The organism is Catalinimonas locisalis (assembly GCF_038039535.1).
GTDB lineage: Bacteria > Bacteroidota > Bacteroidia > Cytophagales > Cyclobacteriaceae > Catalinimonas.
The window spans coordinates 1-21,576 of the sequence record NZ_JBBPHP010000006.1 but is presented as its reverse complement, the minus strand read 5'-3'; the positions used below and the strand labels follow the sequence as shown (position 1 = coordinate 21,576).

The 21,576-nt window shown below is 43.0% G+C and carries 20 protein-coding genes; 7 read left to right on the top strand and 13 right to left on the bottom strand.

What is annotated here, in order from left to right:
• Positions 1-52: 52 nt before the first annotated feature.
• Positions 53-1,624, top strand: coding sequence for an alpha,alpha-trehalase TreF (gene treF, locus WJR50_RS10110; protein WP_341293145.1), 1,572 nt, complete (start codon positions 53-55; stop codon positions 1,622-1,624).
• 4 nt (positions 1,625-1,628) lie between these two features.
• Here treF and WJR50_RS10105 read toward each other — a convergent pair whose 3' ends face one another.
• Entirely contained in the window at positions 1,629-2,543 is a 915-nt protein-coding gene (locus tag WJR50_RS10105; protein WP_341293144.1) for a sugar phosphate isomerase/epimerase family protein, read from the bottom strand.
• Between the two features lie 103 nt (positions 2,544-2,646).
• Here WJR50_RS10105 and WJR50_RS10100 point away from each other — a divergent pair, with 103 nt between their 5' ends.
• Complete coding sequence (locus tag WJR50_RS10100) at positions 2,647-4,209, top strand: sulfatase family protein (RefSeq protein WP_341293143.1); 1,563 nt, start codon at positions 2,647-2,649, stop codon at positions 4,207-4,209.
• A 75-nt stretch (positions 4,210-4,284) separates the two neighbouring features.
• On the opposite strand, the gene WJR50_RS10095 is transcribed toward WJR50_RS10100, so the two are convergent.
• The gene (locus WJR50_RS10095; protein WP_341293142.1) at positions 4,285-5,493 is read right to left on the bottom strand and encodes an acetate kinase; all 1,209 of its coding nucleotides are present in this window, start codon (positions 5,491-5,493) and stop codon (positions 4,285-4,287) included.
• A gap of 128 nt (positions 5,494-5,621) precedes the next feature.
• Here WJR50_RS10095 and WJR50_RS10090 point away from each other — a divergent pair, with 128 nt between their 5' ends.
• Together WJR50_RS10090 and WJR50_RS10085 are read left to right on the top strand one after the other, a co-directional pair.
• Positions 5,622-6,557, top strand: a complete 936-nt coding sequence (locus WJR50_RS10090) for a 2-dehydro-3-deoxygalactonokinase (protein WP_341293141.1) — start codon at positions 5,622-5,624, stop codon at positions 6,555-6,557.
• Positions 6,550-7,200 (top strand): bifunctional 4-hydroxy-2-oxoglutarate aldolase/2-dehydro-3-deoxy-phosphogluconate aldolase, encoded by a 651-nt coding sequence (locus tag WJR50_RS10085; protein ID WP_341293140.1) that lies wholly within the window; start codon positions 6,550-6,552, stop codon positions 7,198-7,200. The genes WJR50_RS10090 and WJR50_RS10085 overlap by 8 nt, the downstream gene beginning before the upstream one ends.
• 53 nt (positions 7,201-7,253) lie before the next feature.
• Here WJR50_RS10085 and WJR50_RS10080 read toward each other — a convergent pair whose 3' ends face one another.
• The 3 genes from WJR50_RS10080 to WJR50_RS10070 are packed head-to-tail and all read right to left on the bottom strand — an operon-like array spanning position 7,254 to position 9,463.
• A complete protein-coding gene (locus tag WJR50_RS10080; protein ID WP_341293139.1) occupies positions 7,254-8,030 on the bottom strand; it encodes a DUF1641 domain-containing protein in 777 nt (258 codons plus the stop codon).
• Between the two features lie 5 nt (positions 8,031-8,035).
• On the bottom strand, positions 8,036-9,232 hold the full coding sequence (locus WJR50_RS10075; protein ID WP_341293138.1) for an NAD(P)/FAD-dependent oxidoreductase: 1,197 nt from the start codon (positions 9,230-9,232) through the stop codon (positions 8,036-8,038).
• A gap of 21 nt (positions 9,233-9,253) precedes the next feature.
• Positions 9,254-9,463, bottom strand: coding sequence for a YgaP family membrane protein (locus WJR50_RS10070; RefSeq protein ID WP_341293137.1), 210 nt, complete (start codon positions 9,461-9,463; stop codon positions 9,254-9,256).
• Positions 9,464-9,577: 114 nt separating this feature from the next.
• Here WJR50_RS10070 and WJR50_RS10065 point away from each other — a divergent pair, with 114 nt between their 5' ends.
• Complete coding sequence (locus tag WJR50_RS10065) at positions 9,578-10,219, top strand: Crp/Fnr family transcriptional regulator (protein WP_341293136.1); 642 nt, start codon at positions 9,578-9,580, stop codon at positions 10,217-10,219.
• Between the two features lie 107 nt (positions 10,220-10,326).
• Positions 10,327-10,647, top strand: coding sequence for a thioredoxin (trxA, locus tag WJR50_RS10060; protein ID WP_341293135.1), 321 nt, complete (start codon positions 10,327-10,329; stop codon positions 10,645-10,647).
• A 151-nt stretch (positions 10,648-10,798) separates the two neighbouring features.
• On the opposite strand, the gene WJR50_RS10055 is transcribed toward trxA, so the two are convergent.
• Positions 10,799-11,446 carry a PQLLE family protein gene (locus WJR50_RS10055; RefSeq protein ID WP_341293134.1) on the bottom strand — a complete coding sequence of 216 codons (648 nt, stop codon included), beginning with the start codon at positions 11,444-11,446 and terminating at the stop codon, positions 10,799-10,801.
• Between the two features lie 689 nt (positions 11,447-12,135).
• Here WJR50_RS10055 and WJR50_RS10050 point away from each other — a divergent pair.
• Positions 12,136-13,749, top strand: coding sequence for a hypothetical protein (locus WJR50_RS10050; protein WP_341293133.1), 1,614 nt, complete (start codon positions 12,136-12,138; stop codon positions 13,747-13,749).
• A 333-nt stretch (positions 13,750-14,082) separates the two neighbouring features.
• On the opposite strand, the gene pta is transcribed toward WJR50_RS10050, so the two are convergent.
• The 7 genes from pta to WJR50_RS10015 form a co-directional block, all read right to left on the bottom strand.
• Positions 14,083-16,215, bottom strand: coding sequence for a phosphate acetyltransferase (gene pta / locus WJR50_RS10045; RefSeq protein WP_341293132.1), 2,133 nt, complete (start codon positions 16,213-16,215; stop codon positions 14,083-14,085).
• 87 nt (positions 16,216-16,302) lie between these two features.
• Complete coding sequence (locus tag WJR50_RS10040) at positions 16,303-16,668, bottom strand: outer membrane lipoprotein-sorting protein (protein WP_341293131.1); 366 nt, start codon at positions 16,666-16,668, stop codon at positions 16,303-16,305.
• 604 nt (positions 16,669-17,272) lie between these two features.
• Positions 17,273-17,974, bottom strand: a complete 702-nt coding sequence (locus WJR50_RS10035; RefSeq protein ID WP_341293130.1) for a CHRD domain-containing protein — start codon at positions 17,972-17,974, stop codon at positions 17,273-17,275.
• Between the two features lie 134 nt (positions 17,975-18,108).
• Positions 18,109-19,278 carry a hypothetical protein gene (locus WJR50_RS10030; RefSeq protein ID WP_341293129.1) on the bottom strand — a complete coding sequence of 390 codons (1,170 nt, stop codon included), beginning with the start codon at positions 19,276-19,278 and terminating at the stop codon, positions 18,109-18,111.
• 205 nt (positions 19,279-19,483) lie between these two features.
• Positions 19,484-20,365 (bottom strand): hypothetical protein, encoded by an 882-nt coding sequence (locus tag WJR50_RS10025; protein ID WP_341293128.1) that lies wholly within the window; start codon positions 20,363-20,365, stop codon positions 19,484-19,486.
• Positions 20,366-20,413: 48 nt separating this feature from the next.
• Positions 20,414-20,857: a DUF6799 domain-containing protein gene (locus tag WJR50_RS10020; protein ID WP_341293127.1), complete on the bottom strand. Its 444-nt coding sequence runs from the start codon at positions 20,855-20,857 to the stop codon at positions 20,414-20,416.
• Positions 20,858-21,117: 260 nt separating this feature from the next.
• A partial coding sequence (locus WJR50_RS10015; protein WP_341293126.1) for a hypothetical protein occupies positions 21,118-21,576 on the bottom strand: 459 nt, incomplete at its 5' end.

The following is a 21,576-nucleotide window of genomic DNA, read 5'->3' as shown; positions in this document are numbered from 1 at the left end:
ATAGAAATTGATATTTTTTTTAACTTGATGTAAATTTAAGGGTTACCTAAGCATGAAAACTATTTTTTTAAGCTGTATCAGGCTCCTTTTCATTTCCTTACTCTCTGCCTCTGCCCTATTGGCTCAGGTTAATCCGGCTGAGCAGTATGGTGAGTTGTTCAAAGATGTGCAACTGGCAGGTATCTTTCCGGATTCCAAAACATTTCCGGATTGTATTCCCCTCCATGAGCCACAAACAATACTGGAAGATTATCAGCAAAAGAAAGATAAGGCAGGTTTTGATTTGGAAGATTTTGTATTGGAACACTTTCAATTGCCTAAAAGCCCATCCGTAGATTTTCAGACGGATACCACCAATAATATTGTAGAACATATCAATGCGCTCTGGCCGGTGCTTACCCGCAGTCCATCGGATAGAATCAAAGGATCATTGATCTTACTACCTGAATCTTATGTAGTGCCCGGCGGACGCTTCCGGGAAATCTACTACTGGGACTCTTACTTTACCATGCTTGGCTTAGAGGTGTCGGAAGAATATGCTCTGATCCGCAATATGGTAGATAATTTTTCTTTTCTGATTGAGACACTTGGTTTTATTCCCAACGGCAACCGGACTTACTACACCAGCCGTTCTCAACCTCCCTTTTATTCCCTCATGGTCAGATTACTCGCTGATATTGAAGGAGAGAGTACCTTGGTAAGGTACTTACCTCAGCTGGAGAAAGAATATGCATTTTGGATGAATGGTGCGGAAGAGCTTAGTGAAAGCTCCCCTGCTTATCGCAGAGTGGTACGGCTGGAAGATGGCACCATTCTGAACCGTTATTGGGATGACAATCCTGCTCCGAGGCCTGAGTCATACAAAGAAGATTATGAACTGGCCCATAGCATTGAGCGTAATAATGAAGATTTGTACAGAAATATACGGGCTGCCTGTGAGTCAGGATGGGATTTCAGCAGCCGCTGGCTTCGTGATGGAAAAGACCTTGCAACAATTCACACCACCGAAATTATTCCGGTAGATCTGAACAGTCTGATGTACCATCTGGAAAGAACGCTGGCAGCAGCCTATGCTGAAGACGGGCAACTGCAAAAGCAGAGAGACTTTAACCAAAAGGCTGAGCAAAGAGCAGAAGCTATACGTCGCTATTGCTGGGACAAACAACAAAGATTTTTTCTAGATTATGATTTCGTGGCAAAATCTACCATTGATCAGCCTTCACTCGCCGCAGTATATCCCCTGTTCTTTGAGATTGCCAGCAAGCAGGAGGCAGTTAGAGTGGGAAGAAAACTTGGCAAGGACTTTATGGCTCCCGGAGGTTTACTAACCACTTTAGTCAATACTGAACAACAATGGGACGCACCCAATGGCTGGGCGCCGTTACAATGGATGGCCTATCAGGGATTACTTCATTATGATCAGGATAAGCTGGCGCAGATGCTGGCGGAGCGATGGATTGACAACAATATCAGGGTATATCAGAATACCGGTAAAATGGTGGAGAAATATGTCGTCACTGACATCAGCCTGGAAGCCGGAGGAGGGGAATATCCCGTACAGGACGGTTTCGGTTGGTCCAATGGGGTACTGCTCAAAATGATGTCAGTGCAGGAGGTTGAGTAGTCCGCTAGGAAAGCGAACTACCTACTTTTTCCAGTAACTTTTTGGTAGAGACCACCCCGTCTTTGTTGCCGATTTTTTCCAGTTTACCGCCAAACTCTATGCCTACATACCCCTTAAAACCTGCGTCTTTTACAATTCGCATCAGCCTGCTGATATCCATATTGCTCTCCTCTCCATTACTATCAAAATCCAGTGTTTTAGCGCTTACTCCTTTGGCATAAGGCATCAGTTCTTCAAGCAGCAGATAACGATCGTACTGCTCATCGTCGGATATATTGATATTTCCGAAATCCGGAAGCGTACCAACATTATCACGATTAACCTTTTTCATTACCCCCGCCAGCCATTTTCCGTTGGAAGAAAGGCCTCCGTGGTTTTCAACAATAATTTTGACATCAGCCTGCTTTCCGTAATTGGACAATTTGACAAGCGTATCGGCAAACACATCTGCGGCTTCTTCCGGTTCCAAGCCTTCGTATCCATTGGCATTGACACGAATAGCATGACAACCCAACGTTTGAGCAGCATCTATCCAGGGTTTGTGTTTATCAATGGCAGTTTGTCTTTCCTGAACATCAGGACTGGCAGTTTTATAATCCCACAAATCCACCATAATCAGTACATTTTTTACTCCCTGATCGTCAGCTCTTTGATTTAATTCCTTGAGATAATTCTGGTCTTCTTCTTGCCCATCAAAAAAACTGCTTACATATTCCACTGCTGAAATTCCGTATTTTTCTTTGGCAATCTGTGGAAAGTCAAGGTTGCTCATATCTCCATTCCAGATAGGCTGCCTCAGTGACCATTCGGCCAATGAAATATCAAAGAAAAGAGGTTTTTTGATGAGGGTTGAAAAATCGGGCATCAATGCAATACCCGTTCCGGCCTGCATTAATTTAACAAATTCTCTTCTGTTCATGCTCGTTATTTTAGGTTGTGAGTTCTCCTTACAGTACAGGATGCTTATTTTTAAGTATATTAATAAATTTTGATTCAGAATGAAATACTAAATTCTGCTATTTATGCAAACAACCTTAAGACTACGCCCCCTATTCTACATTTTTATATCTTGTCTGATAAGCATTTTTCTGATTAGCTGCCAAACCCAACAAGCAGAAAACCAGCCTGCACAAGCTGAAATTCAGTATCAAAACATTGTGGTGATTATTGGGGATGATCATTCTGCGAATGTACTAGGCACTTATGGCAATGATATTATCAAAACTCCCAACCTGGACAGGATGGCCAGCAGAGGCGTGCAATTCAATCGCGCTTATGCCAATGCTCCCTTGTGCAGCGCCTCAAGGCAATCAATTCTCACCGGACTTTATCCTCACGCAGCAGGAGTTACTTTGCTTACTACGCCTTTTCCGGAAGAAAAGATCACTCTGGCAGATCACCTGCAGAACTACGGATATACTTCCGCCATCATCGGCAAAAATCATTTCAATAACCAGCTGAATCATGGCTTTAACATCAAAATTGAGCGCAGTGATTACAATGCATATATGGAAACTGCTGATGTGGCTAAAGTTCCTGATTCTATCCCCACACGTCCGCCCTGGAAACCCTTTCGTGATCCTGCTCGGGTCTGGCTCAACTCGGAGATGCTACCCGGTGATCGGTATGATGAGTATGACATTGGCACCTGGTATGCGGATCAGGCTAATGATTTTTTAGAACAACATCAGGATTCTTCTTTTCTGCTTTGGGTTGGCTTCCATGAACCCCACTCTCCTTTTAACTTTCCGGTAGAATACCAAAACCGATACAAGCCCGATGAAGTCCCTTTTCCAGAGGGTAGTGCTGAAGATGACCGCTGGATACCAGATGTTTTTCGTGATCTGACCGAAGAAGAACGCAAAGGTATTATTGCATCTTACTATACTTCGGTTGAATATCTGGACAAAAATGTAGGTTTGATTCTGGATAAAATAGAGTCACTGGGACTTGGTGAAAACACACTGGTCATTTACATCGGAGATCATGGTTACTTGCTCAATGACCACAAACGTTTTGAAAAACATATGATGTGGGAACCGGCCATCCGAGCCCCTTTGATTGTGCAGGGAGGCAGCCAACTGGAAGCAGGAAAGAAAATTGACGCTATGGCAGAGTATGTAGACCTTGTGCCTACCCTCCTGGAAGCTACGCAAAACCCTCTTATTGAAGGTCTACAAGGTAAATCACTGATGCCTATCATAAAAGGTGACACCAATCGGCATAAAGAGTATATATTTTCGGAGTTTCTGGCAGATAACAAAGCAATGGTGAGAGGAGAGCGTTTTAAGTATATATTTACCACGGGCAAAAGAGATTTAGGTCAAGGGTATGAAACCGGGTATCCCGCTCCTGGGATTACTCACCGGCTGTATGATGTAGTCAACGACCCTGATGAAACTACTAATCTATACACTGATCCTGAATATACTGAGGAACTCAGGAAGATGCAGGAAGTCATGCTGCAATGGTTTGAAAATACCCATCCCAAAGCCGATAGTATTCAGGATGACTGGGAAGTGGAAAGGCGCTTGATCGCTTTCTGCGAGCCTCCTGATAAACAGGCAAACCTTAGCGCGAGGTAGAAAGTGGAAGTGGGAAGACTGAAGTGGGTTTTTACTTCCTACTTCGTGCTTCACGCTTCTGACTTCCGCCCCTAACTATTCACTAACCAATTGATACGTCTGCTCGGCAATAGACAGTTCTTCATCAGTGGGCACTACCAGTATTTTGACTGTGCTTTCTTCATCCTGTATTTCCTGTATGCCTTTTTGTCTTTGCAGATTTTTGGCTTTATTAAGACGAATACCCAGATGTTCTAAACCTTCACAAGCCTTTTCTCTGACCACAGCACTATTTTCTCCTACGCCTGCTGTAAAGATGAGCGCATCAAGAGGTCCGGTAACAGCCAGATAAGCTCCGATATATTTTCTGATACGGTAAGCATACATTTCCAATGCCAGTGAGGCATCTTTATCACCTTGTTCTACTCTTTCAATGATAGTTCTCATATCGTTTTCACCCGCAATACCTTTGAGTCCGCTTTGTTTATTGAGTTCCCGGTCAATTTCTTCAAAACTCATATTGAGCTTAGTACCCATATAAAAAATAATAGCCGGATCTATGTCACCGGAACGCGTACCCATCATCAGGCCGGGCAGAGGGCTCAGCCCCATAGAAGTATCTACGCTTTTACCCGCTTTGATTGCTGTCATGCTACAGCCATTCCCAAGATGTATGCTGATAGCATTCAGTTTATAAGGAAGCACTCCCAGATGGGTTGCCGCCTGATGTGCTACATACTGATGGGAGGTGCCATGCATACCATAGACTCTGATCCGGTGCTCCAGATAATATTTCTGAGGAATGGCATAACGAAAGGCGTAGTCAGGCATGCTCTGGTGAAAAGCCGTATCAAATACTGCAACTTGTTTTGCCTGCGGAAATACTTCTTCAGCTACAGCTATGCCTTCCAGATTGGGTGGATTGTGTAAAGGAGCAAGAGGAATTAATCTTTTGATAGCTTCTTTCACTTCAGCACTGATGATAACGGCTTCACTGAAACGGCTTCCCCCATGAACCACTCTGTGTCCTACCGCCTTGATCTCATCTGGATTTCTGATCACACCCACCTGTTCATCCTGCAAAAGCTCGCTCACTCTTTTAAGTCCGGCACGATGATCTTTAATAGCTAAGTCTTCCGTTTTTTCTTCTGCATTGCTATTCGTAAGAAAGCGCTGGTGCCTGATATGCCCCTGCTCTTCCCCTATTTTTTCTACCAATCCGGCACTCACCACTTTTTTCCCTTCCATATCAAACAGTTTGTATTTTATGGATGAGCTTCCGGTATTGATCACAAGTAGTTTCATAATGAATGATTTAAACTTTAGTATTGGGTATAATTATATCTAAACTGATGATGAAATGTTATGGTAAGGTAATGTGCATGAAAAAAGCATAATTTAGGAAGTAACAAAAGTCTAACTAAGAAATTAATATGACTGACACTTTTATAAGCTGTGATTGGGGTACCTCAGCATTTAGAATGAGGCTGATAAAAACAAGTTCACTGGAAATCATGCAATCTATTGACGATCCAAAACTTGGCTTTGGTCAGCAGTCACTGACGCAGGATGAATATTTACAACTGTTCAACCACCACTGTCATGAGCTTAGTAGTGCTGCCGGATTGCAAACTATTCCTGTAAGTATCATTTCAGGCATGGCCTCCTCCTCCATAGGAATAAGAAACCTGTCATACGGTAAACTTCCTTTACCTCTGGCTGATTTACAGATACCTTATGAAAGCTTAACAGGGATGGATACCGAGACTTATCTGATTTCCGGATTAGCTACCGATAAGGATGTGATGAGAGGGGAAGAAATTCAGGTAATTGGTGCAGCACAAAAAACACTTTCTACCGAAAAAGAAGCCATCTTTATCCTACCTGGAACACATTCCAAGCATGTTTTTTTGAAAGATAGTCAACTCATAACTTTCAATACCTTTATGACCGGAGAATTGTTTTCTCTGCTTCAGCAGCACAGTATACTGCGACATTCTATACAGAAGGAAGGGGTTGACATTCAAGACCCAAATCATCAACAGGCATTTGTACTGGGCGTACAGAAATCTGCTGCTGCTTTGCTCAATGAGCTGTTTACCATCCGTGCACGGCAGATACTCCAGCACACCAACCCACAGGAGAACTATGCTTTTCTGAGTGGTCTGTTGATAGGCAATGAATTGCTTTCCTTACAAGGTACCAAAACAGAACTGCTGGTACTTTGTGCAGATCAGCCGCTGGCAGATTATTACCAGCATGCCATACAAACTTTGCTACCGGAGAAGAAATTACTTTTGGTGAGTACAGAGGAAGCCACGATATTAGGGCATTATACACTTTTACAACAAATTCATTCAGATGAGTAAGCCTTTTTCCTGGGAAAAATATCACGATATACCCATCGTGGGTATTCTGCGTAAGCTGCCTCCTGCTAAGCTTGATAAAGTGGTAAATCTTTATCAGAAAAGTGGCCTCACAACTCTGGAGATTACCATGAATACCGAAGGTGCTGATGAATTGATAAAGCAAATCCGTAAAGCTTTTCCTGACTTAAATGTAGGGGCAGGAACCGTTTGCAACAACAAAGATTTACAGCTCGCTCTACAAGCCGGTGCTTCCTTCATTGTTACCCCCATACTGGATGAGCGACTAATTCATACTTGCAATGAAGCCGACATCCCTATCTTTCCCGGTGCTTTTACTCCTTCCGAAATTTACCGGGCCTGGAGTGCCGGTGCCCCAATGGTCAAACTCTTTCCTGCCGGACTATTGGGACCAAAATATATCAAAGATGTACTTGCACCCCTAGATCAGATCAAACTGATTCCTGTGGGAGGTGTGGATTTACACAACTTCACTGATTTTCTGGATGCCGGTGCCTCCGGATTAGGCTTGGGCAGCCAGCTTTTCCTGAAAGAGGCTATTGCAAAGGATGATTGGGATGCTCTGAAGAAGCACTTTAATGCTTTTGTGGATAAGCATAAAAACTATCTGCAGAAAAAAATGTAGCCCTGGGCAGAGCCATAGGGCTACATATGGATATCCACGAAAAAAGTAGCGTCTTACTTTCCTAATTGCTTCCCAAAATACTTTCCAAAAGTAGCGAGGAAGGCCAGCACTTTCTGAAAGTCCTTATCATTCAACTGCCGCAGCAGTGCAAATACTCCTCCTATCTTTTTAGGTGATTCTTCCAGGGTTTCATGCAAAGCAGTGTTGGCGGCTACCAACATCTTTTGTCCATTTTCAAGCGCAGTATAAAGATCAAAGCCCTGCTGATGTAGCTTGTTCATGGTATCATCAATCGCATCTGCTCCCATACCCAGCATATCTGTACCCTGTTCAGCAAAGTCTAGCATAGCGTTAAGTTGCTCCACCATCTTAGGAGAAGATAATCGGCTGAGTAAGTGCAACATATCTTTACTCCGCTGAGTCACATCAATGCCATTGCGATGGGCTTCAGCCATCGTTTCATCTACTACATTTACCGCATCACTTACAAAGTCAGGAAGCTGTTCGCTCAGGTCAAGCAGGGCATTCAATTTTTCAATGGTTTTGGGCTGACTGAGTCTTTCCATTAATTGCAATGTCATCTCTCCTCTCTGTTCTATATCTATCCCCCTCGCTCTTGCTTTTATAGCTAAATTGTCAATAGCATCGGTAGCCATTTCCATCACCCCGGGAGCCTGCTTCATACCAGTAGAAAGCTGTTCTATACTGCCACGTATGGCATCCAACTGAAGCAAGATATTATTCAGCACCTTAGCGTTTTGTTCCTCATTAAGTTTTTGAGTAGCTGCGTTGCCATTCTTTTCTGTCTGTATTTTATGAGAACTTTCCATATCAATCAGGCCGTGCCTTTTAGAATTTTGTTCCAATACAACCAGGGCAGAACGTATCTCTTGAGCTGGTACATGCTAAACCTTTCCTTCGCCTGGTCAAAAGGAAAGCTTTCCATAGGCTCGTTGTTGTAATCAAACTCGGCCAGTACCAACCTGCCTTTACCAGTGACCAGCGGACAGGAGCCATAACCATTATAATGCCCCTGTGGACTCTTATGGGCCATCACCGCCAGTAAGTTCTCCACCAGTACCGGTGCCTGCTTACGCACTGCTGCCCCGGTTTTGGCATTGGGTGTACCGGAGGCATCACCAAGACCGAAAATGTTGGCGTATTTCGCATGCTGCAAAGTATACTTGTCAAGGTCCAACCAGCCGGCTTCATTGGCCAGACGACTTTTCTTGATAAAATCAGGCGCACTCTGCGGAGGGGTAATGTGAATCATATCAAAGGACCTTACTTCTTCTGTGACATTACCATCCTTATCGGTGACCTTAAAAGTGGCCTGCTGATTAGGCCCGTCTACTTTGATCAGGTCGTGCTTGAAGTTTAGCTTAATACCATAGTTATCCACCACTTCCTGCAATACTTTGGCATACTTCTGTACGCCGAAAATAACAGCTCCCGGGGAGAAGAACTCCACATGGGATTTGCTCAGTATTCCCCTTCGCTGAAAGTGATCACTGGCCATATACATGATCTTCTGAGGGGCTCCACCACACTTTACCGGCGTGGAAGGTTGGGTAAATAATGCAGTGCCTCCCTCCTTAAAGTTTCTGACACATTCCCAGGTATAAGGCGCTTTGTCAAAACCGTAATTGCTGCATACACCATTTTTACCTAACGTTTCTTTTAGCCCCTCTACTTTATGCCAGTCCAGTTGTATGCCGGGGCAGACGACCAGATAGTCATAAGTATATGTGTTACCCTCAGCGGTAGTTACACTATTGTTTTCCGGATCAAAGCTGTCGGCTGCTTCTTTCAGCCAGCTTACTTTCTCCGGCATCACTTCTGCTTCGGTCTTTTCGGTATCCATCACATCATAATCTCCCCCTCCTACCAGCGTCCAGGCTGGTTGGTAATAGTGCTTTTCGGAGGGTTCAATGATGCCTATGTTGAGGTTTTGATCTTTGAGTAGCAGTTGGGAAGCTACCGAAATACCGGCATTTCCTCCTCCTACGATCAGAATTTGATAATGGCTCATGTTTTCAGGTTTTTAAGGTGGTCATGATTTCTTGGCGGGGCAGGTATTAACGCCGAATAGTACATACAATGGGCAAAAACCCATGATGCTGGTCAGTACGAAAATACCCCCTACAGCACCCAGTACGATGGCCCAGGCTCCGCTAAGCGTTCCGCTGTAGATTAATACCACAATTAACAATGCGACTATTACTCTTATGGCTCTGTCAGAAATTCCCATATTGCGTTTCATGGCGATTGTTTTTTATTTGATGATACATTAACTGCTTATCCTTGTAGGATTGATTAAATTTAGCAGTACCTAAAATGAAAAACAGTGACATAAGTCACACAACAGATTTTTATTATGGAGATAGACCTGATGCAGTTCAAACAAGTCTTTCATATCAGTCACCCTGAACTGCTCAGGGAAATACAACAGTACGGGAAAAGGATGCAGTTTGCCCCCGGCGACACCATCATCAATTATGGAAATTATATCAAAAGCGTTCCCCTTATCATCAGTGGTACGGTCAAGGTGATTAAAGAAGATGAGGAAGGGAAAGAGGTCTTTCTCTATTACCTCAAAAGTGGCGAAACCTGTGCCATGTCACTGACCTGTTGCAGTACCTACCAGCCCAGCCAGATCAAGGCGATTGCGGAAGATGCTACCGAGCTGATTGCGATTCCAGTGAATAAACACGAGGAGTGGACGAACACCTACCGTGAGTGGAAAGAGCTGGTAGGCAGGACTTACGCCAACCGTTTTCAGGAACTACTGAATACCATTGAAAATATCGCATTCCGGAGAATGGACGAGAGGCTACTCACCTATCTGGAGGATAAGTTTACCCATCTCAATACCCGACAGCTCAATGTAACCCATCAGGAAATTGCCAATGAACTGGGTACTTCCCGGGAAGTAATCTCCCGGCTGCTGAAACAGTTGGAAAGAAATGGTAAGATTGCACTTGGCAGAAACAAAGTAACGCTCAAAAAGGCAGTTTGATTTTTTATCGTAAAAGCCTATGATGAATATTTTCCTCCAATGTGACAAAGATCACTGACTTAAGGTATTCCAATGGGTATACTTGTACCCAAAAAATTGATCATACTATGGAAACGCCTATAAAATTTAAAGATCTGATAAAGGGAGAGAAAGCTGTTTTGGTAGATTTCTATGCCAGCTGGTGTGGTCCCTGCAAAATGATGCAGCCTATTCTGAAAGAGCTGTCTTCCATGATGGGAGATCAGGTCAAAATCATTAAAGTAGATGTAGAGAAGAACCCCAGGATAGCTGGAGACCTGCGCATACAGGGAGTGCCCACTCTGATGTTATTCCAGAGTGGGAAGATCCTCTGGCGGCAATCCGGTGTGGTGCAGGCTCAGCAGCTCGCCCACATCATCAATACCCATGTGAAGAAAGCAGCGGTCTAAGCTATTATTGAGTTTGTATTCGGCAAGTTTCTACTTTGATGCGACTGTCAACCTACAGCATGCGGCTGTGATGGAATGGAGGGATGATCACCTCCCCCCTTTCCTTACTATGTAATTGGCAACCTTTAATCTCCAATTTTCAATTGGCCACTCACTTCTGCAAGGAGCGCACTCTGATACCAAAAGCTTCCAGCTTCTGAGGATTGTCTTTCAACGCCAGCTTAGCTGCGGCATGAAACTCCTTCAATAGACTTTTCAATTGTTTGACCATCTGGTTTCTGCTGTCGGTACAGTCTTCAGCAATACCTTTTTTCAGCATACGGTCTTCACGCAGCCTGATGATGGCTTCTACCGAGGCTTTGGCCTGTTCCAAATCTTCTAATGCAATACCGTACATAGCCAGTTGCTCCGCATAGGGTACAATGTGGATATACATGTGCCTGGCCTGGGGCAGCCATCCCCATTTATTAGGTGCAACCGGCTTGGGAAGGAAGGTACGCAACAATGCTGGTTCGTGACGAAAAGCATAACGAACGCTCGCCACATGGTCCATAAATAGCGGACGAAGGTCATGCACTTCTTTTTCTATTTGCTCAGACACGCGCAATCCTTCATGGAAAGAGGCGATTTTCGTATTTTCCAAATCCTCTACCATCTTCGTAAGATTTTCTATCTCACGCAATCGTTTATCATTAAAGCCAATGGCACTTAATTTTTTGGCGGTATCTGCATCCTTAGCCGTATTATGGATGGCCAGCCATGATGCCTGGGTTAAATTTTGTACTGATCTCAGATTCATCTTGCTTAAATTTTAACTGTAGATTAACACCTTCTATTCGCAAAGGCTTATGAACAATTTAACCTCCACAAATTGCGAAAGATAAGTACACTTATGCTTATTCAATACACCTGCAATATTTAGTAAAGCAGTGTAAATAACGCTAAAAACTATCTTTGAAGAGGATACAGTTTGTAAAAGCACATTCAACAAATGAGTATAGCGTACATTAACATTACATGTCCATATGCACAAGCCAGCATATCTTACATGAAGGTCATTTGTCAGTTATGAAAAAGGGGCATAAGCATCAATAAGGTGGCTGGTAAGAGATGAAAAGTGGGTGTAAGCATAGCTTAAGCCCAATTGTCAGGCTTGACAAGCCTATGTAATACCCTGCTAAGGTCACATGTCAGCTTTGGAAAGCCACCTTCAAAGCGCATAGCAGACACATGACAGTTTGTGATATTGATGGTAAGACTATCTGTTCAGTATCCTCCCCAAACGTAATAGTAGTGTAGATGTGTAAGTATCGGTAAATAGATACAAAATCATACCTGATTTGGCCTTTACAGATAAATCCGTGGCGATAATATGCTTCATCTGGTTCATTACGCTGCATAATGCTATGGGTCAGCAGGTTACATTATTACTGTTTTCTTCACTAATGATAACAACCCTATTATTAACCCTAAACAAGACTATGAAAGATGGAATCATTAGAAGAAAAATTTAAAAAAATGCATCTTCTTAGCAGAGAAGAGAGGATTCAGCTAACTCAGGAATTAAGGCAATTGAAGCCTGATTTTTTGAAACCATATGTTCCAAAATGGTGGTGGTGGCGAAAGTGTAAAACAAAAGTACTGATAGTATGTGATGGTGGCTTGAATTTCGGCACAGAGGGATTTGACCTATCTGAATTCCTCACAACATTTAATGCACTTGAAGCCCAGTCATTTGTTGACTATGAAGTAACACTTGCCCACCGAGGATTAATCACAATGAGCCCTAACCCAGTGGTGGTCAACCACATAAGCAACTTCAACTTTGCAACAAGCGTAAACCTTGATGATTTTGACCAGATATGGCTATTTGCTATTTCAAGCTTCGGTGGTATTGGTAATGATGAAGTCCAGGCGATTGAAGCGTATATGAATGGAGGGGGAGGTTTATTTGCTACTGGCGACCATGGCTCTCTCGGTAGGGCTATTTGTGATCAAATCCCCAGAGTAAAAGATATGAGGCATTGGGATAACACCCCAGTGGGTGCTTCCAATGATGCCAATGAAGTAAGTATGGGTGGAAGAAGGCGAAACGATACCAATAAACCTCGCCCGGGCAACTCAAGTGCAGATACATTTGATCATCAATCTGATAATGTACCCCAGACCATCGCGGTAAGAACTTTTGGAAGCGGACTTCCTCATCCGCTGTTATCAATCAAAAAAAGTCTAAGACCCTCAGGTATTATTGACATAATGCCAGACCACCCACACGAAGGCGAGTGTTCACCGGAAACCTCCTTTACTGTCAACGGAACAAGTGTGAAGACACAAATTATTGCCACATCATTTGTACCAGGAGGCAATACATCCGGCGGGAAAGATGCAACTGATCCTCATTGTTTTCCTTCCATATCCGTATGGGATGGAAGACAGGCAAATGCAGGTAGAATAGTAATTGACTCTACCTGGCATCATTTTGTTAACATCAACCTTAACGGTGAAGATGCCGCACCAGGAGGATTAGATTCGGCAGACTTTGAAGTCATACGTCAGTATTATATGAATATCGCAACCTGGATGACTCGCCGGAAATTTATACTGTGCTGGAGAAGATGGGTTTTGGTAGACCTGCTGCAAAATTCTCAATTGGTTGAAGCAAGTCTTAATCACCCAACTCAAAAAATTGAGGAAATAGATTTAGCAGATTTGAAAAGCATTGGTGCCTTAGCAGAAGAAATATTATCATCAAAGTTCAGCCCATCTTTTGCGAGAGAATTACTGATTGATTTTGTAAGTGATTTTGATGATTCTATGTTTCAGGACCTGAATATCTGGAAGCCTGATGAAAAAGGTAGCAAAAAAGAGCATTCCTATTATGAAAACTGGATCAATTCTGATCTGGTTCTCCATACTGCTATTGGCTCTGGCTTCATCAGGTTGCGGGATGAAGTTATGAAAAAGCAAGAAGATACTGATGAGAGATTCCTTGATCAAGCAGATAAATTGTTTGTTGAAGGGATGAAATATGGTTATTCTGAAGCACTTGCTGATCTAGAGCGTGAAATCAAGCTCTTTAGGAAAAAGTATAAGAGGAGATAAAAATGTCGGACCAGTATTGCTGAAGGCTGAAGCTTTCTTTATGATGGGAAGCTTCAGTTATTCATCCTAATTCTTACCGCTAGTATCATAACATGCCGTTTTCATCAGACTCATTTGAAAAGTATACGTCAATATCCTACAGCTAAACAGTCGGTCATTTCGTTAGGAATCTTTACCACCTGAAAGGCCTAGCATTTTCTATAAGGTAAAGAGGCACTATCTGTAGGCGCAAAACATGTATCAGTTTGGGCTGGACAGGAATTATTTTCCCTTCCCTTTACAAAAGGCCTGTGAAGACACAGGCCATGGGAGAGAAAGCGTAGAAAATAGATTTTATCCCTTCTTCTCCTCTTCCTTCTCGGTCGGCACGCTCATCTTTTGTGCCTGTATGGCGGTGATGACGACCGTATTCACAATATCGGCTACGGTACAGCCCCGGCTTAAGTCATTGACCGGTTTACGCAAGCCCTGTAGTATCGGGCCGATAGCCAGTGCTCCGGTTTCTCTTTGTACTGCTTTATATGTATTGTTTCCGGTATTTAAATCAGGAAAGATCAGAACGCTGGCATTACCCGCTACTTCCGAATCAGGCATCTTCTTGGTCCCTACCTCCTTATCTACCGCAGCATCATACTGTATAGGACCTTCTACCTTCAGGTCGGGACGCTTATCTTTCACGATATGGGTAGCCTTGCGTACCTTTTCTACTTCTTCACCCTTGCCTGACTCACCCGAGGAGTAAGACAGCATCGCTACTTTGGGTTCAATGTCAAAGGCCTGACTGGTATCAGCCGAGGATATGGCGATTTCCGCCAGTTGCTCGGCATTAGGGTTAGGGTTAATTGCACAGTCACCATAGACCAGCACCCTGTCTTCCAGCGCCATAAAGAAAACCGAAGAAACGATAGACACACCAGGCTTGGTTTTGATCAGCTGAAATGCCGGGCGAATGGTGTGCTGAGTCGTGTGGGCGGCACCGGATACCATACCATCGGCCAGACCTTCCAGCACCATCATGGTACCAAAGTAGGATACATCTACCAGGGCATCGCGCGCATTGTCGCGAGTAGCCCCTTTGCTTTTTCTGATCTCCACATAACGGTCAATAAAGCCTTCCAGATAATCAGATTCTGCCGGATTGATGATAGGCACCTGCTCGGTATCAATCCGAACACCGTGTCGGGCAATCTGGTTTTTGACTTCCTCTGGTTTACCCAGTATGGTTAACTTCACAATGTCCTGCTCCACCAGTATTTCTGCGGCTTTGAGTATGCGCTCATCATTGCCTTCGGGCAGTACAATGTGTTTCTTGGCGTCTCTGGCTTTTTGCACCAGATTGTACTGAAACATTTTTGGCGTAATACCTCGGGCTCGTACACTGCTGATCTTCTGCTGAAGGGCAGAAGTATCCACATACTTCTCAAACAGCTTTTTACTGATGGTAATTTTAGTATGGTTATCCGGGGTAATGTAAGAGGTCAGCGTACCCAGCTTAGCCACTGTATTGTAGGTATTATACCCAACAGAAAGAATGGGTACTAGATTGGGTAATCCGTCCAGCAGTCGTTTGATAGAGTTTTCGGGTAAAAGCTTGGTGGTCATCAGTATACCGCTGATGGGTGGATAGTTTTGCGACTGATGGGCCTGTAGTGCACTCAATATAATATCCCCCCTATCTCCCGGCGTGATGACCAGACAGTTTTCGGTAATGTGCGGCAGATAGTTTTGCAGTTGCATAGCGGCAACCGAATAGCGGTAAGCCTGCTTTTCCATCAGGTCTTCACCATACAACACATCCGCTTCCAGATGCTCCGCTACTTCCCGTATAGTGGGACTTTGCAGTACAATGTTTTCAGGTATCACCGACACCAGCAGTTCTTTGTCTTTGATGGTATTGCGCACTTCCAGCAGAAGCTCATGGGCAAAAGCTGACCTGACACGGTTAATGATAACGCCAAGAATATCACATTCTTTTTCGGCAAAGCGCTCATAAGACAGGCGCACCGGACTGATCACTTCCTCCAGTTCACGGTCCATATCTCCCCTACCCAGTATCAATACCGGGCAACCCAGGTTTTTGGCAATATCAACATTAATATCAAAATCAAAAGTGGAGCTTTCATCGCTGAAGTCCGTACCCTCACAAAGCACAAAGTCACACTTTTTCTCCAGGGCTTTATACTTCTCAATCACCTGATTTAGCAGCTTGTTATACTGTCCATCCAGGATAAGGTTTCTGGCTTCTTTTCTGGTAAAAGAAAAAGTCTCTTCGTAGGATACATCCAGGTTGAAGTGCCGTATTAGCAGGTCAATATTCTTATCTCTATGGTTTCTTTTCCCACTAATGATCGGGCGAAATACTCCTACCCTTTTGGTTTTGCGCAGCACCATTTCCATGATGCCCAGACATATCAGTGATTTTCCGCAATGAGCTTCAGAAGTTGCCAGGTATATTGAGCTTGCCATAGTATTGTCAGTTGATAAAAAAGTTGTTAACTGTGATAATAAAGTTCTTTACTGTGATAATAAAGTTTTTGACTGGAAACTTTTTCATTAAACTACATGCCGGCTGAAGACTGGTAGATTTGAATTCGTCCCCGGGGAACCACTTGTCACTTTACCTCGTTGCAGCCCTAGTGATCTTTTGATACGTAGTGAAGATTCCTTGATCAGGTCATCATTGGTAAAATCAGAACCCATCCACCACTGCATCATCATAGAAGGGGGTAGTTTAATATTTCTGTCAATGGAAGGGATCCAGTTCCATATGTCTTTTTTACGTTTCAGAAACACTTTACCTTTGTTCCGTACCGGCGAGGTAATCAGGATGAGAGCGTTTTCAGTTCCTTTGGACCAGGTTTTAACCGACATATCACGCGACCAGGAAGGGCCGATAATGGAAATGGTAAGTTCTGCCATGGAGGTAGCTCCTCTTCGCTTTCATCAGTCCTACGTATGATACCTTGGCATTTGAAGGAGTACTCTGAAAAGAAGGCAGTAAAAGAAATATTACCAGTAATAAGATGATCAGCCAGAAACGTAACATGAGAACCTGCTTCTGGTAAGGTTAAAATAAGCAGTAAAATATATGAATGATCTAAGTCACTGTTAATTATGAGCTTAATACATGCAGTAAACTTTTCATCTTTTATTACTTTTCAATTGAAAAGTAGATTTTTTTACTACAGTAACAAGTAGGCTTGCTAAAGCAAGCATATTATCGCTGTCTCTATTAAAGCTAAACGTATTTCAAATAAGGAAGTAGCCTCCTAAGTGGAGTACATAAAGTTCAAAAGTCAGCAGGATTAGCGATTCAGCCCATTTTTTTACTCTACTTAAAATTCTTATAAAAAAAATAGTGATGTAAGTCATTAACACTGCGAATTGTGATCATCGGTACTCCATGCTTTAAGAGAGGATAAAATCAACTGAGCTATTCTTGAATGCTTTGTAATTGATGGAAAGTTTGGCATCAGGGTCACCAAAGAAGCAGAGGAACAATTAAGTCCTCATAAAAAAATAATTATTGAAGGTTGAAGTTACTGCTACCTGTATTTTCACCTTCCTCATTGGATGATTGGGATAAAAATGATCCTCTTATTTCTCCAGCAGGATGCTGGTGAGTATGCACGTCTACATAAAGCCTGCCCTGATGCATTGCTCTGATCAGACGCTGCAGGCGTTCATCAGCCAGTTCACCTACTAAATCACTCTCGGTCAGTACTCCTTCAGCCAGTACACCATTCGTACGCCCTGGGATAAGCTGTGCAGGAGCAGCAGCAGGATAAAGCCAAAGCACCACATCCCCCGTGGAATGACCAGCATCATGCCCATCTTCCTCTTCATGTCCCCCTCCTGACTCGTGCCCTACTCCATGCGCTGGACCAGGTATCAGATGCACATGAGCTTCGGTTATATTTTCTATATTTGCTACTATCAGCTTGAAATATAACTTATTACAGTCATCGCTGAGTTTAAAATTTGCTTGCCCCTGGGCTTTGGTATCTACTGGCTGGGGTGCTACCTGCTGACCATTCAGATGCGTTTTAAAGATATGATTTTGCATTTTGTGAGGATGATCCAGGCACTGACCTTCTCCAGGTCCTGGTTCATGGGCCTGGATTTCTACCTGAGCTGCCAACATTTTATCAAAAGATTCTTCCTCCTGACAGGATAAAACAAACAGTAAAGTGAGGCAAAAGCCTAATAACATAAGATTTTTCATGGCTTGTTTAGGTTGATGAATGAAAAATATATTCTAGTAGATTTGGATTATCTAATCGGATGAGAGTATAGTGGAAACACTATACTCTCCCATTAAAACCGTTTTTCCAGTAACTGATGAGGCGTGATTAAGGCTTATCTAGCAGGCTTTCCTTTACCACCGCCTTTACCACCGCCGCCTCCACTGGATGTTATTCTCACATCTATGTAAGACAGATTATAGTCAACATCTATAACGGCTGTACCACCTCCACCTGGTTCTTCAGCAACGACTATTTCTCCTTCTTCTGCAGGCGGAACAATCTGGGTATTAGTATCAAAGAACGTATTTAGTTGGTTGATGCCACCTCCACTTTCGTCAAAACTAAAGGTGATGCGATACACCCCTGGTCCTGTACTGAGTTTTTTCACATCCCATGTATAGCCGAAAATGATCTTTCCTTTTACGTTCACTTCCGCATTGTAGTAACCAGGTCCATCAGCTGCTTCATGCACTGCACTATTAAAAACGGGTGAATTTGCATCTCCTGTCCAGGAATGTGTAGTAGCATCCCATGTCAGGTTTGGTGTTGTGGAAGTGAGTTGCTGGATTGTTAACCTGGCAAGAGGAGAAAAAATTGTAGCCCGATTGCCGGGCCCTTCCACAATATCACCATTTAGTTCAGTTTGAAGACCATGTACTTCATCAGTACCCCATCCTGACACATGCTGCATGGCATATTCTGTTACCGGATAAGTCACATCAGGAAGAGTAAGACTTGCACTGGGTAAATTTTCATACAGTACCACTTCAGTCCGTACTTTAGAGGTAATACTCCAATCCACAGATTCAAGGTTATCGCCCCAGTCAATAGCATCCACATATACTTCACTGGTTGCTGGCTCATTGAAAGCCTGCCAGATATTGTCTGGATCCTTTTGTAGATAGGCTTGGTAAACATCAGGAGTTCCTTCAGGATAACATGGATCTGATATAGTTGGATCGCAACTGTAAATTGGAGAGCTAGGATCTATCGGCTCTGGTCCCCAGACATACCACCATGCACCATCAAGTATCGGATCAGTAGTACCAACAGGTAATTCTCTCAGGGTTAATTCTCTTCCCTCTGACCAGATGACCGGAAAAGATAGGTTGTTGCCGGCACCTTCAACATGACCGCCACCCCCTCCTTTACCACCTCCACCTTTGGCATTAATGTTAATGGGTTGGTCAATGGAAGTAAGCAATTCATCCTCACAATGAGTGAATAAAGCTACAACTGTCAAAGCCATAGCCATACTGAACATTGATCTTGATCTAATCATGATTGACAGCTTTAAGTTGAATAAATTGTTAATTATAGGTATATACTAAGAGGAATGTATTAGTATCTAGACAATTCTATCAATTTGTATTGAAAGATAAGGTGATCTAGATCAGCGAGAAGAATGATCAAAATCACAATCATTCTTTTGAAGAATAATACTTCCAGTAGCGACTACTTGGGTAGCTATTCCTTAGGCTTAAGTATTAAAATAAGTATCCCACTCCTACTGACCAGAAGAAGGTATTCTCAAATTTCTCATTGATTGTTTCCTGCCCTTCCGTAATAGTGATTTCTCCAAAAGGAATGGCTAAAGTAGGAATAAACGAGAAACGAAAAGAACCTATAGTGTATCGCAGGGGAATGCTAAACTCTATATCCTGAAGTTTAAAACTGCTAGTCTCTTCTATTGAGGCAACTGATGAGTTAGGATTACCGCTTCCATGTCCTTTACCATTTTGATTCCCTCTTCTCTGCTGACGTACATTTTGGTAGTAAGCCTCATAATAATATTGGGTACCCATATTCAAATATACTTTAGGCGTTAACTGCAAACGCCTTTCAAGTGCATAAAAGGTACGGCTCAACTCAGTCCCAAGAATCAAGTCAGGACTTTCATTCGCTGTAAAGTACAGGCTACCATCTACGTATACTTCAAGCACATACAGATCATAGCCCAGATACGCTGATAAATCTGTGTTAAACTGTGACTTTATTGTATAGCTTTGATCATTGAAAAAATATTGAGTTACAGCCAAACCAGCGCTCCATGAACTTTTCTGCAACTGATAACCAGCACTGAGTAAGTATAAATCAATACGCCTTTCATCCTCAGCTGTGAGATAAGAAAAAGAGCCACTTACATACAATCCGGTACGATGAAAATAGGAGAGCTGAGGGATCAGATAGGGAGCTGCCACTGAATCTTTTCTCCCCATAAAAACGGCATCACTGACGTACCGTATACTGAGTATGGCATATGACACTCCTTTAGTTGAAGTCGAATCAATTATCTTATCAGGCTCAATCTGAGCTGAAAGAGGAAATGAGCATAGAATGAAGATGCCAAACAATGCTAGTTTGAACATGGCATTAAGTTTAGAGATGATGTAAAACTAGGTTGTCAATATGACAACCTAGTTTTTCCTTCCGCTCCTGGCCCTGTTGCCAGATTGCTGACGTCCATGCTGGGCAGAAGTGTCCCTATTTCTATCCTGCCGCCGTAGTTCTCTCTGTGCCCTGTTCTCCAGGGTTCGCCTGATTTTTTCTTGAGAACGATATTTTTGTCCGTCCATGGCCAGACACTGACCATCACGCAGTTGCTTTTGTTTTCCATTTCTAAGCTGGTAAGTACCATCAGGATTTACCACTATCCCATTGGATAGCCTTAACTGTTCACGTAATTGGCTCCGTTCCTGATCCTGCACGTGCAGCATCTGACCATCCTGAAGCATCAGATAATCCATCTGATGAAGACGGTCCTGATCTTGCTGTTGTGTTCTATCCTGTTGCCTGTCTTGTGCCACTAAGACACTACTGGTTAAGAAAACCATCAAACATATTATCATAATTGTTTTCATGATGCCTGTTGTTTAGTGAAATGATGTTAACTTTTATAAAGCTAAAGGAAGTAATGGTGAACAGCATTGACCTATATCACTGTACTTGATGATCTGAGTCAATCAGTAGTACAATATACATTGAGCATTTAAAGGTTAGCTTTACTAATATTCTGCCTCGTCAAGCTCCATAGGCTGGCTATTCCATATTTTACCACTCTAATCATATACTTTTCACAAATCATCCAAACAGGATTTTAGAAGAAGTTATATCGCAATTACTAGTTCCGCACTAACTCTAACCGGAGCTGTGCCGGTTCCTCAGTACCATCCTCATTGAAATCATACTCTGCAGGGCCGCTTATTACTAATGTATTCTGATCCTGACTTAGCTGAATTCCCATATATTCATAATCATCTGCAGCATCACCATCATAGTGAACTACCAGATAGTCCTCATCAAACCCAAGTTGACCTTTTGATACATCCGGGGTCTCACCAGGAAATGAAATAGTAAACGTAAACCTGCCATTGGACTGTATGACAAGGTTCACTGTCCCCCCTTCATCCACTACATTGATCTGGATCGGAGGGTTGAGTTGATTGTTAGAAAATCTGGCGTATGTCGCAATCCAGTTTCCAGCAATATCATCCATAGAAATACCTTTAGGTTTGTTACATATGAATATTCTTAGAAGAATCAGTTGTTGTTGAGTTGTGGAAATGTGGGTAACTTGATA

What these genes read in the sequence shown, in the direction of transcription:
- WJR50_RS10105 (WP_341293144.1), bottom strand. Translation starts at nt 2,543, where the DNA reads ATGAACAGAAGAGAATTTGTTAAATTAATGCAGGCCGGAACGGGTATT.
- WJR50_RS10095 (WP_341293142.1), bottom strand. Translation starts at nt 5,493, where the DNA reads ATGAAACTACTTGTGATCAATACCGGAAGCTCATCCATAAAATACAAA.
- WJR50_RS10035 (WP_341293130.1), bottom strand. Translation starts at nt 17,974, where the DNA reads ATGAAAAATCTTATGTTATTAGGCTTTTGCCTCACTTTACTGTTTGTT.
- trxA (WP_341293135.1), top strand. Translation starts at nt 10,327, where the DNA reads ATGGAAACGCCTATAAAATTTAAAGATCTGATAAAGGGAGAGAAAGCT.
- WJR50_RS10020 (WP_341293127.1), bottom strand. Translation starts at nt 20,857, where the DNA reads ATGAAAACAATTATGATAATATGTTTGATGGTTTTCTTAACCAGTAGT.
- WJR50_RS10030 (WP_341293129.1), bottom strand. Translation starts at nt 19,278, where the DNA reads ATGATTAGATCAAGATCAATGTTCAGTATGGCTATGGCTTTGACAGTT.
- treF (WP_341293145.1), top strand. Translation starts at nt 53, where the DNA reads ATGAAAACTATTTTTTTAAGCTGTATCAGGCTCCTTTTCATTTCCTTA.
- WJR50_RS10075 (WP_341293138.1), bottom strand. Translation starts at nt 9,232, where the DNA reads ATGAGCCATTATCAAATTCTGATCGTAGGAGGAGGAAATGCCGGTATT.
- WJR50_RS10070 (WP_341293137.1), bottom strand. Translation starts at nt 9,463, where the DNA reads ATGAAACGCAATATGGGAATTTCTGACAGAGCCATAAGAGTAATAGTC.
- WJR50_RS10065 (WP_341293136.1), top strand. Translation starts at nt 9,578, where the DNA reads ATGGAGATAGACCTGATGCAGTTCAAACAAGTCTTTCATATCAGTCAC.
- WJR50_RS10085 (WP_341293140.1), top strand. Translation starts at nt 6,550, where the DNA reads ATGAGTAAGCCTTTTTCCTGGGAAAAATATCACGATATACCCATCGTG.
- WJR50_RS10055 (WP_341293134.1), bottom strand. Translation starts at nt 11,446, where the DNA reads ATGAATCTGAGATCAGTACAAAATTTAACCCAGGCATCATGGCTGGCC.
- WJR50_RS10100 (WP_341293143.1), top strand. Translation starts at nt 2,647, where the DNA reads ATGCAAACAACCTTAAGACTACGCCCCCTATTCTACATTTTTATATCT.
- WJR50_RS10025 (WP_341293128.1), bottom strand. Translation starts at nt 20,365, where the DNA reads ATGTTCAAACTAGCATTGTTTGGCATCTTCATTCTATGCTCATTTCCT.
- WJR50_RS10040 (WP_341293131.1), bottom strand. Translation starts at nt 16,668, where the DNA reads ATGGCAGAACTTACCATTTCCATTATCGGCCCTTCCTGGTCGCGTGAT.
- WJR50_RS10090 (WP_341293141.1), top strand. Translation starts at nt 5,622, where the DNA reads ATGACTGACACTTTTATAAGCTGTGATTGGGGTACCTCAGCATTTAGA.
- WJR50_RS10080 (WP_341293139.1), bottom strand. Translation starts at nt 8,030, where the DNA reads ATGGAAAGTTCTCATAAAATACAGACAGAAAAGAATGGCAACGCAGCT.
- WJR50_RS10050 (WP_341293133.1), top strand. Translation starts at nt 12,136, where the DNA reads ATGGAATCATTAGAAGAAAAATTTAAAAAAATGCATCTTCTTAGCAGA.
- pta (WP_341293132.1), bottom strand. Translation starts at nt 16,215, where the DNA reads ATGGCAAGCTCAATATACCTGGCAACTTCTGAAGCTCATTGCGGAAAA.